The sequence below is a fragment of the Sphingomonas colocasiae genome (assembly GCF_019880585.1).
Taxonomy (GTDB): Bacteria; Pseudomonadota; Alphaproteobacteria; order Sphingomonadales; family Sphingomonadaceae; genus Sphingobium_A; species Sphingobium_A colocasiae.
In genome coordinates this window covers 182,046-196,821 of sequence record NZ_JAINVV010000007.1, presented here as the reverse complement: position 1 = coordinate 196,821, position 14,776 = coordinate 182,046, and the positions used below count along the sequence as shown (strand labels likewise).

The window sequence follows — 14,776 nt, the reverse complement described above, 5'->3', positions numbered from 1 at the left end:
CCATCGACTTCGCGGGTGACGGCGACGCTGTCGCCCGAAACCTCGACCTTCGACGCGAAGGTGCCCTGGCCCCAGCCGAGCAGGGCCGCCAGCATCTGGCCGGTCTGGTTGCTGTCGTCGTCGATCGCCTGCTTGCCCAGGATCACCAGGCCAGGCTGTTCCTCGTCGGCCACCGCCTTGAGCAGCTTGGCGACGCCCAGCGGCTCCACCTCACCCTCGGCGGTGATCAGGATCGCCCGGTCGGCGCCCATGGCGAGCGCGGTGCGCAGCGTTTCCTGCGCCTTCGCTTCGCCGATCGAAACCGCCACGATCTCCGTGACCGCGCCCTTTTCCTTCAGGCGGATCGCTTCCTCGACCGCGATCTCGTCGAACGGGTTCATCGACATCTTCACGTTCGCCAGGTCGACGCCCGTGCCGTCCGCCTTCACGCGGGGCTTCACATTATAGTCAAGCACGCGCTTGACCGGGACCAGAACCTTCATTCTTTCCTCCTATTACCGCACCTTCCCTGGGGAGGGCGCTCAGGCGGCTTCCTTCACCTGCGCGACGATCTTCTTCGCGGCGTCGCCAAGATCGTTGGCGGGCACGATCGGCAGGCCCGATTCGGCCAGGATCTTCTTGCCCTCTTCCACATTCGTGCCCTCGAGCCGCACGACGAGCGGCACGCCGAGATTCACTTCCTTCGCCGCGGCGACGATGCCGTCCGCGATGATGTCGCAGCGCATGATGCCGCCGAAGATGTTGACCAGGATGCCCTTCACCGCCGGATCGCTCAGGATGATCTTGAACGCCGCGGTCACCTTCTCCTTGTTGGCGCCGCCGCCGACGTCGAGGAAGTTGGCGGGGAACATGCCGTTCAGCTTGATGATGTCCATCGTCGCCATGGCGAGGCCGGCGCCGTTGACCATGCAGCCGATATCGCCGTCGAGCTTGATATAGGCGAGGTCGTACTTCGACGCCTCCAGCTCCATCGGATCCTCTTCGGTCTCGTCGCGGAGCTCCAGCAGATCCTTGTGGCGGAACATCGCGTTCGAATCGAAGCCCACCTTGGCGTCGAGCACCATCAGCTTGTTGTCGCCGGTGATCGCGAGCGGATTGATCTCGATCTGCGAGGCATCGGTGCCCAGGAACGCGTCATACAGCTTCGCCGCGACATTCTGCGCCTGCTTGGCGAGGTCGCCCGACAGTTCGAGCGCCTTGGCGACGGCGCGGCCGTGATGGGGCATGAAGCCGGTCGCGGGATCGACGTCGAAGGTGTGGATCTTCTCGGGCGTGTCATGGGCGACGGTTTCGATGTCCATGCCGCCTTCGGTCGAAACGACGAAAGCCACGCGGCCGGTCGCGCGATCGACGAGCAGCGCGAGATAGAATTCCTTCTCGATGTCGACACCGTCGGTCACGTACAGGCGATTGACCTGCTTGCCCGCTTCGCCGGTCTGGATCGTCACCAGCGTGTTGCCGAGCATGTCGGCGGCATGCGCCTTCACTTCGTCGAGCGTCTTGGCCAGGCGGACGCCGCCCTTGGCGTCGGGGCCGAGTTCCTTGAACTTGCCCTTGCCGCGGCCGCCCGCATGGATCTGCGCCTTCACGACATAAAGGGGGCCGGGCAGCTTGCCGGCGGCAGCGACGGCTTCGTCGACGGTGAGGGCGGCATGGCCGGCGGGAACGGGCACGCCAAACTTCGCCAGCAGTTCCTTGGCCTGATATTCGTGGATGTTCATGAGGGCGCTCGTGCCTTTCCGCAGTGCAAAATGGGGAGTCGCAGCGGCCTTAAGCATGGATCGGCGGCGATTGCCACCCCAGTTCGGCATGCTGTTCGCACCGTCATAGCCCGAGCGCGCAGGCGCCTGCCGCCTTGCTGGTCTCCGACAGGATTTCGGGATCGCGCAGCGCGCGCACCTTGTGCAGGAAATCCGCTACGGAAAGCGCGCGTGCCTGCGCACCCTTCAGGCTGCCGAGCGATTGCAGGCGGCGAAGCTGCACGATCGAGAGTTCGTTGATCATGCGATCCGCCATGCATCCCGCCATCCGCTCCGAAAGGCCGGCATCCATCAATCCGGTGCGCAGCCGAGTCTCCGGAGTCGCGCAGCCGGCAAGCATCAACAGGGGAAGGAGGATCGGATATTTCGTCATCGGTGGTCCATCTGATGGCGCGCATGGACGAGATCAATTCGCCCGGGGCTCGCATTGGCGGAGGGACGGCTCGCAGACACCCATCAAGATGAGAGACCCCGGCCGCGTTCAAGGCTGACGCCTATATCGCCGCCAGCGCCTGATCGAAATCGGCGATCAGATCGTCGGCATCCTCCACGCCGATCGATATGCGCACCATATTGTCGCCGATGCCCAGCGCGCGCTTGCGTTCGTCGGGCACCGAAAGATGCGTCATCGCGGCGGGATGGCTGGCGAGCGTCTCGGTGCCGCCCAGGCTGACCGCCAGCTTCGCGATCTTCAGCGCGTCGAGGAAGCGGAATGCCTCCGCCTCGCCGCCTTTCAGATACAGCGAGAAGGTCGATCCCGCGCCGGTGCAGTGGCGCCGATAGATATCGGCCTGGCGCTCGGTTTCTGGAAAACCGAGATACACCACTTTTTCCACCTTGGGCTGATCGCGCAGCCATGTGCAGATCCTCTCGGCATTCTCGCCCGCGCGGCTCATCCTCAATTCCAGCGTCTCCAGGCTGCGCAGCAGCATCCAGGCGCTGTTGGGATCGAGGATGGTGCCGATCGTGTTCCGCATCATGCGAACCTGGTTCATGTGCGCCAGCGAACCGAGCGCGCCGCCCGCGACGAGATCGCTGTGCCCGCCGGCATATTTGGTCAGCGAATAGACGACGATGTCGGCGCCATGGCCGAGCGGATGGTGCCAGAGCGGGCCGAGAAAGGTGTTGTCGATCACGATCGGCGGCTTTTCCTCGCCGAGCAGCGCATCGCGCACCCGGGCCACCGCCTGGACGTCGACCAGCACATTGGTGGGATTGGCGGGGCTTTCGAGATAGATCATCGCGACGCGGCCTTGCGCCCTGGCCTGTTCAACGACCGCCGCGATCTCCGCCTCGGTGGCGCCGGCCGGGAAATCGAGCCAGGTGACGCCGAACTTGCCGAGGATGCGGCCGATCAGCGTCTCCGTCGCCGCATAGAGCGGCGCCGAATGGACGATGACGTCGCCGGGCTGGACGAAGGTGAGCAGCACCGTCGCGATCGCCGACATGCCGGATGAGAAGAGAAGCGCGTCCTCCGCATCTTCCCACACGCCCAGCCGATCCTCGGCGATCTCCTGATTGGGGCCGTTGAAGCGCGAATAGACCAGACCTTCGGCGCCGCCCGGCCGCTTGCCGGTGACTCCCTCGAAATGGCGTTTGCCCGCCGCTGCGCTTTCGAACACGAAGGTCGAGGTCAGGAAGATTGGCGGCTTGAGCGAGCCTTCGGAAAGCGCGGGATCGAAGCCATGGCCCATCATCAGGGTGGAGGGCTTGAGCCTGCGGTTGCCGATGGCGAGCACGTCGGGCTTGGGTCGCCGGCGCGGGGTGGTGCCGGTCAGGTCGGATTCGTCGGGCTTTCTGGGCATGTCGAGCGCCTTTGCTGATCGATGTCCCAGCCTAATACCGGGATGTGCCGAGGGCTACTCATCGCATCCCGGTCAAGCCCGCGCGGCGCCTGAGCGTTCCGGGGTGCGGATGCGTCAGCATCCCTGCACCCTGGCATAACGCGAAACTTGCCCCGATAGTAGCATTCAGCCCGGCAGGCCGATCAACGAGATCTCGCGCCCATAGCCCGGTTCGCCGCGATGGCAGGCGCGCCGATAGCTGAAGAAACGGCTGTCGTCGGCATAGGTGTCGAGCCCGAGCGCCTCGATCCGGCGCACGCCCGCCGCCGCCAGCCGGGCGGTGACATAGGCCTCCATGTCGAACTGGAGATGGCCGGGCCGGCCGGCGGAGAAGAAGCGTTCATTCCCGGGATCGGCGGCTTCGAAGGCGCGCGCGAAATCCTCGCCCACTTCATAGGATGCGCGCGCGATGCACGGGCCGATCGCGGCGGCGATCCGGCCGCGATCCGCGCCCAGCGCTTCCATCGCATCGAGCGTCGCGTCGGTCACGCCGCCGAGCGCGCCCTTCCAGCCGGCATGCGCCGCGCCGACCACGCCCGCCTGGGTGTCGGCGAACAGCACCGGGGTGCAATCCGCGGTCAGGATGCCGAGCAGCAGGCCGGGGCGGTCGGTGACCAGCGCATCGGCCTGGGGCCGGGCGTCGTCGGGATAGGGCGCGGTGACGGGCAGGGCGATCGCGCTGTGGACCTGATGCAGCGTCGCCAGCGCCGCGCCCGGCATGACGGCCGCCACCGCGCGCCGGCGATTCTCCACGATGGCCTCTCGATCGTCGTCGCTGCCCAGGCCGACATTAAGCCCGGCATGGATGCCCGTCGACACACCTCCCCGCCGGCCGAGAAAGCCATGGGGGACCGAGATGCTGGCGGCTCGGATGACTTCGACTTCGGTCACATTCACTCCTGTCGCTCCAGCGGCCGGCCGGCACTGCATGGGTCTGCATTACCGGACGTTTGCGTATTCTTTCCCTTCGTCACCCCGGGGAAAGCCGGGGTCCATGCGATGGCTGCTTCCGGTCACCTGGCATCCCATGGATTCCGGCTTCCGCCGGAATGACGTGAGTGGTTCAGTATCGATGTCCAGAGGCGGCAGAGGTGCAACACATCAGACAAAGCCCTCCGGATCGGGCCAGTCGGGCGCGACCAGTGCCAGCGCCTTGAACAGGGTGCCCATCTGGTCCGGTCCCGCCAGCCGATCCTTCGCCAGCGCGATCTCGGCCGCGCTGGCCGGCTGCGCGGCCGCGAGCGCCGAGGCGCGCGCGGAGAGGCCGAGCCGTTCCAGCCATTCTCCTTGCCCGGCAGGGCCCGACACCTTCAATCCGGCGGCGCGCCCTTCGCGCGCCAGCGCGGTGAAATCGACATGCGCGGTCAGATCGCGTTCGCCGGGATCGGCGAAGGGATCGGCATAGTCATGACGGCGCACCGCCTGCAGCGTATCGCCCGCGGCCGGCCCCTGATGGCCGTAATCGATGACGATCGCGGCACCGCCCTGATCCGCGATCCGCGCCGAAAGCTCGGCGCAGATCGCGCGGGCCGCCGGGCAGCTTTCGACGATCGTGTCCATGGCGGCGCCGACCAGCGCTTCGGGCAGCAGCGAATCCGGCACCGTATCGCCTAGGTCAGGCGCGAACGCGCCGTCGGCGAACGCAACCGTGCGCTCGCGCCAGCCCGTGCCGCTCGCGACGAGCTGGCGGACGGGCAGGGCATCGAAAAATTCGTTGGCGACGACGAACACCGGGCCATCGCCCGGCAGCGTCGCGACGCTGTCATGCCATTTCGCCTGCGGCACGCGCGTCGCCTGGGCCTCGCGGAGCGCCGGGCTGGTTTCGACGAAATGCACGGGCGGTTCCAGCCCGACCGATCGCATCGCGCGCAACGCGTCGGCCGCCAGCGTGCCCCGGCCCGGCCCGAGTTCGATATAATGGACATTGCCCGGCGATCCCGCGCGCATCCACAGATCGGCTAGCCACAGCCCGACCAGTTCGCCGAACATTTGGCTGATCTCCGGCGCCGTGACGAAATCGCCCGCCGCGCCCAGCGGATCGCGCGTCGCATAATAATGCGCGTTCGCTTCGGCCATGAACTGCGCGACCGGGATCGGCCCGGCCCGCTCGATCTCGCGGACGAGCTTGGCGGCGAGGGAAGAGCTCACGCGACGCTCTGATTGCCCGCCGTCGCTTCCACCCGCAGGCGACGGCGCTTGGCGGTCGCGATCAGATAGATGCCGCCCACGATCATCGGCACCGTCAGCCACTGGCCCATGCTCATGCCGGTTTCCTGCGCGAACTGCATGAGCTGGCGATCGGGCTCGCGGAAGAATTCGACGAAGAAGCGCGACAGGCCGTAGCCGAGCAGGAAGATGCCGACGAGCTTGCCGGGATCGTAGCGCGCCTTGGTCTTCCAGAAGAAGAACCACAGCACCAGGCCGAGCACCACACCTTCCAGCCCCGCTTCATAGAGCTGGCTGGGGTGGCGCGGCTCGCCGGTGACGAGAATGCCGTTGATCATTTCGGGGAAGCGGATCGCCCAGGGCACATCGGTTTCGCGGCCCCACAATTCGCCGTTCACGAAATTGGCGAGCCGCCCGAAAAACAGGCCGAACGGGACGCAGCAGGCGACGAAATCATGGACGCGCAGCCATTGCAGATTCTCCTTGCGCGCCATCAGGATGATGCCGAGCGAGACGCCGAGCGCGCCGCCATGGAACGACATGCCGCCTTCCCATAATTTGAATATGTCCAGCGGATGAGCGAGGATCGATGGCTGGTAAAAGGCGATATAGGCCGCCCGTCCGCCCAGGATGATGCCCAGCGTCGCATAGAAGACAAGATCGTCGGCATGGCGCCGCGCCATCGGCGAACCGGGCTGCGCGATCAGCTTCAGCAGGTACCACCAGCCGATGATGATTCCCGCCAGATAGGCGAGAGAGTACCAGCGAATCTGGAAAAAACCGAGATCGAGGGCCACCGGATGGAGACCCAGCGACTCGAAAGTCACGTATGACGTAGCGGCAGCCGAAAGCGCGAGGAACAAACTCTTTACCCCCGATGATTTGCGCCTTCATATAGGCGGCAACACCCAAGACCAAGAGGAGAGAGTTGATGCCGTCTGCGCTCGATCTGCGCATCAGGGCAGTCCTGGACAGGCTGGTGTCGGATGGTGCGCCCTTCGCGCTGACCGGGATAGAGCGTTTCGGCCGTACCCTGCCGATGATCGCGGCGGCGCCGCCGACGCTGGCGCATTATTTCGCGCATTTCTGCGCGCAGCATGGCGACACCCCTTTCCTGGTCGCGGGGGACGAGCGGCTGAGCTTCGCCCAGACCTATGCCGCCGCGCGCAAGGTGGCGGGCGGGCTCGTCGAGGGCCATGGCGTCAGGCGCGGCGACCGGGTGGGTATCGCGATGCGCAACGCCCCGGCCTGGATCGTTGCCTATATGGGCGTGCTGATGGCGGGTGGCGTTGCAACGCTGCTCAACGGCTGGTGGCAGGGCAACGAATTGTGCGACGGCATCACCGATACCGGCACGGCCCTGGTGATCGCCGATGAACCGCGCGCGCTGCGCATCGCCGAATGCGGCGGGCATGGCGCGGAACTGGTGACGCTGGACGTGTCCGCGCCGATCGACGAGGCGGTTTCTCCATTGCTGGCGCGGGGTGGCGGTGCGGAAACCGCCTTGCCTGAACTGACGGGCGACGATCTGGCGACGATCCTCTTCACGTCGGGATCGACCGGCCTGTCCAAGGGAGCTTTTTCCGATCATCGCGGCGTGGTGCAGGGGGTGTTCAACTATCTGGTCAACGCGCTCGCCATGCTCGAGCTCCAGATGCAGGACGGTGTCCAGTCGTCGCTGCAGCCGGCCGCGCTGCTCAACGTGCCGCTCTTCCATGTGACGGCGGAGGTGCCGCTGATGCTCCAGAGCTTCGCCATGGGGCGCAAACTGGTGCTGATGCCCAAATGGGACGCCGAAGAGGCGATGCGGCTGATGCAGGACGAGAAATGCACCTATTTCGTCGGCGTGCCGCTGATGAGCTACGAAATCATGACGCATCCCAATCGCGGCAAATATGATCTCTCCACCGTCCAGGCCTATGCGGCGGGCGGCGCCGCGCGGCCGCCGGAACATGTGAAGCGGCTGGAGGACGAGATGGGCGGCGGGCATCCGCTGCTCGGCTATGGGCTTACCGAAACCAACGCGGTGGGCTGCGGCAATATCGGCGAGAATTATCTCGCCAAGCCTGCGAGCACCGGCCCGGCATCGCCGCCGCTGGTGGATCTCGCCATTCTCGACGATGACGGCAATGCGCTGCCGCAGGGCGAGCGCGGCGAGATATCGATCCGCAGCGTCTGCAATTTCCTCGGTTACTGGAACAATGCGGAGGCGACGCGCGCCGCCGTCACCCCGGACGGCTATTTCCGCAGCGGCGATATCGGCTATCTCGACGAGGACGGCTATGTCTTCATCGTCGACCGCAAGAAGGACATCATCATCCGCGGCGGCGAGAATATCTCGTGCCAGGAAGTGGAAGCCGCGCTCTACGAGCATGAAGCGGTGGCCGAGGCGGCGGTGTTCGGCCTGGCCGACGAGCGCTTCGGTGAGGTGCCCGGCGCGGTGGTCCACCTCCGGGACGGCTCCGCGCTCGACGCGGACGTCCTGCTCGCCTTTCTCCGCCCGCGCCTCGCCGCGTTCAAGCTGCCAGCCCGCATCTGGTTTTCGGTGGAGGCGCTGCCCCGGCTGGGTACCGAGAAGATCGACAAGGTGGGGCTGCGCGCGAAATATCGGGCCTTGGCGGCGGGCTGAACGGCGCCCCTTGCCGTTTATTTCGAGCGCAGGTTCGAGCTTGTCGAGAACCGCAGTCGAGAAAGGCCCTGGCACCACGCTTCTCGACGGGCGCGTCTCGGCTTCGCTCGACGCTGCTCGAAGCAAACGGTGCGGCATCGCCATCCCCCAATTGCTCTTCGCACGACGGCCCCCTATCAGGCGATGATGGCGCGATGGGATCGACAGGGCGAAGCGCGGCGCATGCCCAGCCGGCGGCAGATCCTGGTGGGCGGGGGCATCGGCGCCGGGCTGCTGATCGCCTGGGGCGTCTGGCCGCGCAGCTATGCGCCGAACCTGATCGCCAGCACCGGTGAGACGATCGTCAACGGCTTCCTGAAGATCGCCGAAAGCGGCGTCGTCACCGTCGTGGTGCCGCAGGCCGAAACCGGGCAGGGCGTCTATACCGCCTTGCCGCAGATCCTGGCCGACGAACTGGGCGCGGACTGGCGGACGATCGCGGTGGAAGCGGCGCCGATCAATCCCATCTATGCCAACCGGCTGCTGGCCGGTGAGGGTGTCGAGGGCCATGGCCCTGATTTCCTGTCCGTGCCGATCCGCTGGGCGGCGCAGGAAATCGCGATGCGCGATGCATTGATGATCACGGGTGGATCGAGTTCGGTGCGCGCATTCGAATGGCCGCTGCGCGAAGCGGGCGCGGCGGCGCGCGCGCTGCTGTGCAAGGCGGCGGCGCGGCGCTGGGATGCGGACTGGCTCGCCTGCGATACCGCCGAGGGTTTCGTGGTGCGCGGTGACGAGAAACTGCGTTTCGGCGCGCTCGCGGCGGAGGCCGTGGAATTCAAGGTTCCCGATCCGATCCCGCTGCGCGGCGGATTGGAGAACCGGCTGACCGGCAAGTCGCTGCCCCGGCTGGACGTGCCCGCGAAGCTCGACGGATCGGCGATGTTCGCGGCGGATATCCGTCTGCCCGATCTTGTTTATGCCGCCATCCGCCAGGGGCCGATCGGGCATCGGGGCCTGAAGGGATATGACCGCAAGGCCGCCGACGCGGTGACCGGCGTGCTCGCCGTCGTCGATACGCCGCGCTGGGTGGCGACGGTCGCGACCAATTGGTGGGCCGCCAATCGCGCGCTCGATGCCATGCGTCCGCGCTTCGCGATGCCGGCTGAGTCGGCGGATAGCGGTGCGATCGCCGACAGCCTGCGCGGCGCGATCGACGGCGATGGTGTCCGCTTCGCCAGCGCGGGCGATCTTGCGGCCGCCTATCGCGGCAAGACCGTGCATACCGCCGACTATAGCGTGGGCCTGGCCGTCCATGCGCCGCTGGAAACGCTGTGCGCGACCGCGCATCTGCGCGGCGACCGGCTGGAGCTGTGGATCCCGACCCAGGCGCCCGGCCTGGCGCGCGCCGCCGCGGCGCGCGCGCTGGAGATTTCGGAAGCGAACGTCACTGTCCACCCCATGCTGGTCGGCGGATCGTTCGGCCGGTTGCTGGAGAATGAGGCGGCGGGGCAGGCCGCGATCCTGGCGGCGAAGATGCGGCGCCCGGTCCAGCTCGTCTGGTCGCGTGCCGAGGATATCGCGCATGATCTGTATCGTCCGCCCGCGTTCGCACGGATGAGCGCGCAGCTCGGCCCGGGCGGGCTGGTGCAGGGCTGGCTGGCGAAGATCGCGGCGCCGGCCACCGCGCTGGAACAATCGCACCGCATGTTCGCCGGCAATCCGGGGCTGCGCGGGCTGATCCCCGACGCCGATGGCGCGGACCGCGTGGCGGTGGCGGGCGCGGTGCCGCCCTATGGCTTTCCCGCCTTCGCCGTCGATCATCATCCGGTGGAGATCGCGGTCCCCACGGGCCATTGGCGATCGGGCGCACACAGCTACACCGCCTTCTTCACCGAATGCTTCATCGACGAACTGGCGCAGGAAGCGGGGCTCGATCCGCTCGGCTTCCGCATGCAGATGCTGGGCTCCAATCCTAGGCTGGCGCGCTGTTTGTCGACCGTTTCGGCCAAGGGGGGCTGGGAAGGCGGCGGAGGCGGTTCCGGTCAGGGGCTGGCCTGCCATTCGATGGCGGGCAGCCATATCGCGTTGCTGGCGGAGGCACATGTCGACGCCGCGCAGAAGGTGATCGTCGATCGCGTGATCGCGGTCGCCGATTGCGGCCGCGTCATCAATCCCGATCTCGTCCGCCAGCAGATCGAGGGCGGCATCCTGTTCGGCATCGCCGCCGCGACCGGCGCGCCGATCGCGATCGAGCGGGGCCAAGCGGTGCCGCGCAATTTCGCGCAGCTGGAGGTGCCCCGTCTCGCCACCGCGCCGGAGATCCGCATCGAACTGATCCGCAGCGCCGAACCCGCAGGAGGCGCCAGCGAGATCGCGGTGCCGCCGATCGCGCCCGCCATCGCCAACGCGATCGCCGCGGCCAGCGGTCGGCGCCTGCGCACGCTGCCCTTGTCGCTCGGCGAATTATGATCGTGGACCGGTCGTCCAACATACCGCTCGGGCTGAGCCTGTCGAAGCCCTGTCCTTTTCTTTCGGCCTCGGATTTAAGGAAAGGCAGGGCTTCGACAGGCTCAGCCCGAACGGGTGGTGAGTCCGGATGAACTCTTTCCGGAACGGCGCATGACTGACCACCCCGTGATCTCCGCCCCGAAGATCGGCGTGCTCATCGTCAATCTCGGCACGCCAGACGCGGCCGATGCGCCCGCGGTTCGCCGCTATCTCGCCGAATTCCTGTCCGATCGCCGTGTCGTGGAGATTCCCGCGCTCGTCTGGCAGCCGATCCTGCGCGGGATCATCCTGCGCACGCGACCGCGCCATTCGGCGCATGCCTATCGGCAGGTGTGGCGAGAGGATGGATCGCCGCTCGCCGCGATCACGCGCGCCCAGGCATCGGCGCTGGCGGATGCATTCGGCTCCGGGGTGATCGTCGACCATGCGATGCGCTACGGCCGGCCTGCCATCGCGGAGCGGCTGGAGGCGTTGAAGGCGGCGGGATGCGACCGCATCCTGATCGCACCGCTTTATCCGCAATATTGCGCGGCGACGACCGCGACCGCCAATGATGCCGCTTTCGCCGCGCTCGCCGGGATGCGCTGGCAGCCCGCGATCCGCACCTTGCCGCCCTATTTCGACGATCCGGCCTATATCGCGGCGCTCAAGGCCTCGATCGAGCAGGGGCTGACGGCGCTGGATTTCGCGCCCGATGCGATCGTCGCGAGCTTCCACGGCATGCCGCAGCGCACGCTGGATCTGGGCGATCCCTATCATTGCCAATGCCGCAAGACCGCGCGGCTGCTGGGTGAGGCGCTGGGCCGCGAGCTCATCGTCGCTTTCCAGTCGCGCTTCGGCCGCGCCAAATGGCTTGAGCCGGCGACCGATGCGACGCTGGCCGCCCTGCCGGCGAAGGGTGTGAAGCGCGTGGCGATCGTCGCGCCCGGATTTTCCGCTGATTGCCTGGAAACGCTGGAAGAACTGGCGATCCGCGGGCGCGAAAGCTTCATGGCGGCGGGCGGCACGCACTTCGCCTATCTCCCCTGCCTCAACGACGATGTGGCCGGCATGAAAATGCTGCGCAGCATTTTGTTTCGAGAGCTTGAAGGCTGGCTCACTCCCGCATAGCCTCTCCTCTCCTTTGACAGGAGAACGAATCCCATGACCAGAGTAGCGATCGTGACCGGCGGAACCCGCGGTATCGGAGAAGCGATCAGCCTTGCGCTCAAGGATATGGGGATGACGGTGGCGGCGAACTACGCCGGCAATGACGAGAAGGCGAAAGCCTTCACCGATCGCACCGGGATCAAGGCCTATCGTTGGGACGTGGGGGATTATGACGCCTGCCAGCAAGGGTGCGCGCAGGTTGCGGCGGAGCTCGGCCCGGTCGACGTCGTCGTCAACAATGCCGGCATCACGCGCGACGGCGTGCTCGCGAAAATGAGTTTCGACGACTGGAACGATGTGATGCGCATCAATCTGGGCGGTTGTTTCAACATGGCCAAGGCCTGTTTTCCGGGCATGCGCGAGCGGGGCTGGGGCCGTATCGTCAATATCGGCTCGATCAACGGCCAGGCCGGCCAGTACGGCCAGGTGAACTATGCCGCCGCCAAATCGGGCATTCACGGCTTCACCAAGGCGCTGGCGCAGGAAGGGGCGAAGACGGGCATCACCGTCAACGCGATCGCGCCGGGCTATATCGATACCGACATGGTGGCGGCGGTCCCGCCCGCCGTGCTGGAGAAGATCGTCGCCAAGATTCCGGTCGGCCGCTTGGGCGAAGCCGGCGAGATCGCGCGCGGCGTGGCGTTCCTCTGTTCGGACGAGGCGGGTTTCGTGACCGGTTCGACGCTCAGCATCAATGGCGGGCAGCATATGTATTGACGGGCGAAGCGCGCTCGCGAAGCAAGCACGCGGTGCGCAAGGCGCATCGCCCGGCACGGCCGGCAGGCGGGGGCTTCATGCCCCCGACCTGACCGACGGCGGCGGCTTTGCCGTCGCCGGGCATAGTCCTTGAAACAATAGCGCTTTCGGCAGCATGATCGTCTGAAAACGGAATTTTTTCCTGATTTTTCCTTTACTGTCGTATCGTTCAAGGAAGATGATCGGGAAAAGCAATGAGAAGAACGCGGCAATAATCAGACTTTGCCAATGCGGATAGATGAATAGCAGGCAGAATAGCCCGAAGATGGTCGCCCTGTAGAGAATCCATCTGATACGGGCTTGAGCATGTTTCTCCTTGATCTCATCCAGGGCCTGCGCCGGTCGACCAGGTCATAACCTGCTCAAATTTCTCGACTTGCAACAGGCGAATTTTTTCTCGGTGCCACTGTCCAACAATTGGTCAGACAGACTATCATCCCCGCCATGTCATCCACCGACCCGCTCTATCTCGGCCCAGTCAAGCGATCGGTGACGATCGCGGGCCACCAGACCTCGATCAGCCTGGAGCCCGCTTTCTGGGCCGCGCTGGAGCAGGCCGCGTCGGCGTCCGGGCTGCCGCTCAACGCGCTGGTCGCCCGGATCGATGTCGAGCGGATCGCGGCGGCGGAACCACCCAATCTGGCGAGCGCGATCCGGTTGTGGCTGTTTGCGCGCGCGCGCGCCGGCTCGGTTTCCGGACAAGATGCGCCGCCGGGGGATGCGCCGGCGCGTTGATGCCCCTATCTCGGCAATCCGTTCATCCGTTTCGAAGGCGTATCATGCACCCCAGAACCATCCTGCTTCCCGCCCTCGCGCTTGCCGCGGCCTGTTCGGCCGGTGGCGGCGGCAATGCGCAGACCGCGTCAGGCGGGGACGGCGCCGCCGGCGGCGCGACCGATGCGAGCACCGCCGCACGCGCCGTGCCCGCACCCGCGCCCTTCGTGGCGACGCCCGTCGCGACCTTTGTCGAACCCTGGGCGATGACGTTCCTGCCCGGCGGCAAGCAGGCGCTGGTCACCGAGAAGAAGGGCAAACTCAAGCTGCTCACCATCGATGGCGCCACCGCGATCGACGTCGCGGGCGTGCCGGCGGTCGCCTATGGCGGACAGGGCGGGCTGGGCGATGTCGTGCCTCACCCCGATTTCGCGCGCAACGGCCTCGTCTATCTGAGCTATGCCGAGGCTGGCGAGGGGGACACGCGCGGCGCGGCGGTGGCACGCGGCAAGCTGGTGCTCGCCAATGGCGGCGCCCGGCTGGAGAATGTCCAGGTCATCTGGCGCCAGTCGCCCAAGGTTTCGGGGCGCGGCCATTATGGCCATCGCATCCTGTTCGCGCCCGACGGCCATCTCTTCATCTCGTCGGGTGAACGGCAGAAATTCACGCCGGCGCAGGATATGAACGCCAATCTCGGCAAGATCCTGCGGCTGAACGACGACGGATCGGTGCCGAAGGACAATCCCTTCGCCGACAAGGGCGGGGTGACCGCGCAGATCTGGTCGCTCGGCCACCGCAACCCGCTCGGCATCGCGTTCGACGCCAAGGGCCAGCTTTGGGACATGGAAATGGGGCCGGAGGGCGGCGATGAGCTGAACCGCGTCGTGCGTGGCGCGAACTATGGCTATCCCACCGTTTCCAACGGCAATCACTATGGTGGGGAGGACATTCCCGATCATGACACGCGACCCGAATTCTCGCGGCCGGCCCTGTGGTGGACGCCGGTGGTCTCGCCCGGCAACCTCATCTTCTATTCGGGCGACATGTTCCCCGCGTGGAAGGGGAGCGCCTTCATTCCCGGCTTGTCGTCACAATCGCTGGTTCGCGTCGTCACCTCGGGCAGCACCGCGCGCGAGGCCGAGCGCTTCGAGATGGGCGCGCGCATCCGCGAGGTGGAGCAAGGACCGGACGGCGCGCTGTGGCTGCTGGAGGATGGCGAGAATGGCGCGACCGGGCGATTGCTGAAGCTGACGCCCAAGGGGTAGCTT

The 14,776-nt window shown here is 66.4% G+C and carries 13 protein-coding genes; 6 read left to right on the top strand and 7 right to left on the bottom strand.

Going from position 1 to position 14,776, the window contains the following annotated elements; genetic code table 11:
- The 7 genes from K7G82_RS15875 to lgt form a co-directional block, all read right to left on the bottom strand.
- Positions 1–482 (bottom strand): electron transfer flavoprotein subunit beta/FixA family protein (locus K7G82_RS15875; protein ID WP_222990892.1); only part of this gene is annotated, 482 nt, incomplete at its 3' end.
- Positions 483–521: 39 nt separating this feature from the next.
- Positions 522–1,721, bottom strand: a complete 1,200-nt coding sequence (sucC, locus tag K7G82_RS15870; RefSeq protein WP_222990891.1) for an ADP-forming succinate--CoA ligase subunit beta — start codon at positions 1,719–1,721, stop codon at positions 522–524.
- Positions 1,722–1,824: 103 nt separating this feature from the next.
- A complete protein-coding gene (locus K7G82_RS15865) occupies positions 1,825–2,133 on the bottom strand; it encodes a hypothetical protein (RefSeq protein WP_222990890.1) in 309 nt (102 codons plus the stop codon).
- 121 nt (positions 2,134–2,254) lie between these two features.
- Entirely contained in the window at positions 2,255–3,565 is a 1,311-nt protein-coding gene (locus tag K7G82_RS15860) for a cystathionine gamma-synthase family protein (protein ID WP_222990889.1), read from the bottom strand.
- 165 nt (positions 3,566–3,730) lie between these two features.
- A complete protein-coding gene (pgeF, locus tag K7G82_RS15855; protein ID WP_343228591.1) occupies positions 3,731–4,495 on the bottom strand; it encodes a peptidoglycan editing factor PgeF in 765 nt (254 codons plus the stop codon).
- A gap of 210 nt (positions 4,496–4,705) precedes the next feature.
- A complete protein-coding gene (locus K7G82_RS15850; RefSeq protein ID WP_343228590.1) occupies positions 4,706–5,752 on the bottom strand; it encodes a class I SAM-dependent methyltransferase in 1,047 nt (348 codons plus the stop codon).
- Complete coding sequence (lgt, locus tag K7G82_RS15845) at positions 5,749–6,633, bottom strand: prolipoprotein diacylglyceryl transferase (protein WP_222990887.1); 885 nt, start codon at positions 6,631–6,633, stop codon at positions 5,749–5,751. Before lgt ends, K7G82_RS15850 begins: the two co-directional genes overlap by 4 nt.
- Positions 6,634–6,701: 68 nt before the next feature.
- On the opposite strand from lgt, the gene K7G82_RS15840 reads away from it, so the two are divergent.
- From K7G82_RS15840 to K7G82_RS15815, 6 genes are all read left to right on the top strand, one after another.
- Positions 6,702–8,399: a class I adenylate-forming enzyme family protein gene (locus K7G82_RS15840; protein ID WP_222990886.1), complete on the top strand. Its 1,698-nt coding sequence runs from the start codon at positions 6,702–6,704 to the stop codon at positions 8,397–8,399.
- A 222-nt stretch (positions 8,400–8,621) separates the two neighbouring features.
- Positions 8,622–10,850: a xanthine dehydrogenase family protein molybdopterin-binding subunit gene (locus tag K7G82_RS15835; RefSeq protein WP_222990885.1), complete on the top strand. Its 2,229-nt coding sequence runs from the start codon at positions 8,622–8,624 to the stop codon at positions 10,848–10,850.
- 150 nt (positions 10,851–11,000) lie between these two features.
- Positions 11,001–11,999, top strand: coding sequence for a ferrochelatase (hemH, locus tag K7G82_RS15830; RefSeq protein ID WP_222990884.1), 999 nt, complete (start codon positions 11,001–11,003; stop codon positions 11,997–11,999).
- 33 nt (positions 12,000–12,032) lie between these two features.
- The gene (gene phbB, locus K7G82_RS15825) at positions 12,033–12,755 is read left to right on the top strand and encodes an acetoacetyl-CoA reductase (RefSeq protein ID WP_222990883.1); all 723 of its coding nucleotides are present in this window, start codon (positions 12,033–12,035) and stop codon (positions 12,753–12,755) included.
- A 483-nt stretch (positions 12,756–13,238) separates the two neighbouring features.
- Complete coding sequence (locus K7G82_RS15820; RefSeq protein ID WP_222990882.1) at positions 13,239–13,529, top strand: ribbon-helix-helix domain-containing protein; 291 nt, start codon at positions 13,239–13,241, stop codon at positions 13,527–13,529.
- 44 nt (positions 13,530–13,573) lie between these two features.
- Positions 13,574–14,773, top strand: a complete 1,200-nt coding sequence (locus K7G82_RS15815) for a PQQ-dependent sugar dehydrogenase (RefSeq protein WP_222990881.1) — start codon at positions 13,574–13,576, stop codon at positions 14,771–14,773.
- Positions 14,774–14,776: the final 3 nt, after the last annotated feature.

Coding starts and splice junctions, on each gene's coding strand:
- K7G82_RS15815 (WP_222990881.1), top strand. CDS start 13,574: ATGCACCCCAGAACCATCCTGCTTCCCGCCCTCGCGCTTGCCGCGGCC.
- K7G82_RS15840 (WP_222990886.1), top strand. CDS start 6,702: ATGCCGTCTGCGCTCGATCTGCGCATCAGGGCAGTCCTGGACAGGCTG.
- K7G82_RS15820 (WP_222990882.1), top strand. CDS start 13,239: ATGTCATCCACCGACCCGCTCTATCTCGGCCCAGTCAAGCGATCGGTG.
- hemH (WP_222990884.1), top strand. CDS start 11,001: ATGACTGACCACCCCGTGATCTCCGCCCCGAAGATCGGCGTGCTCATC.
- sucC (WP_222990891.1), bottom strand. CDS start 1,721: ATGAACATCCACGAATATCAGGCCAAGGAACTGCTGGCGAAGTTTGGC.
- phbB (WP_222990883.1), top strand. CDS start 12,033: ATGACCAGAGTAGCGATCGTGACCGGCGGAACCCGCGGTATCGGAGAA.
- K7G82_RS15860 (WP_222990889.1), bottom strand. CDS start 3,565: ATGCCCAGAAAGCCCGACGAATCCGACCTGACCGGCACCACCCCGCGC.
- K7G82_RS15835 (WP_222990885.1), top strand. CDS start 8,622: ATGCCCAGCCGGCGGCAGATCCTGGTGGGCGGGGGCATCGGCGCCGGG.
- K7G82_RS15865 (WP_222990890.1), bottom strand. CDS start 2,133: ATGACGAAATATCCGATCCTCCTTCCCCTGTTGATGCTTGCCGGCTGC.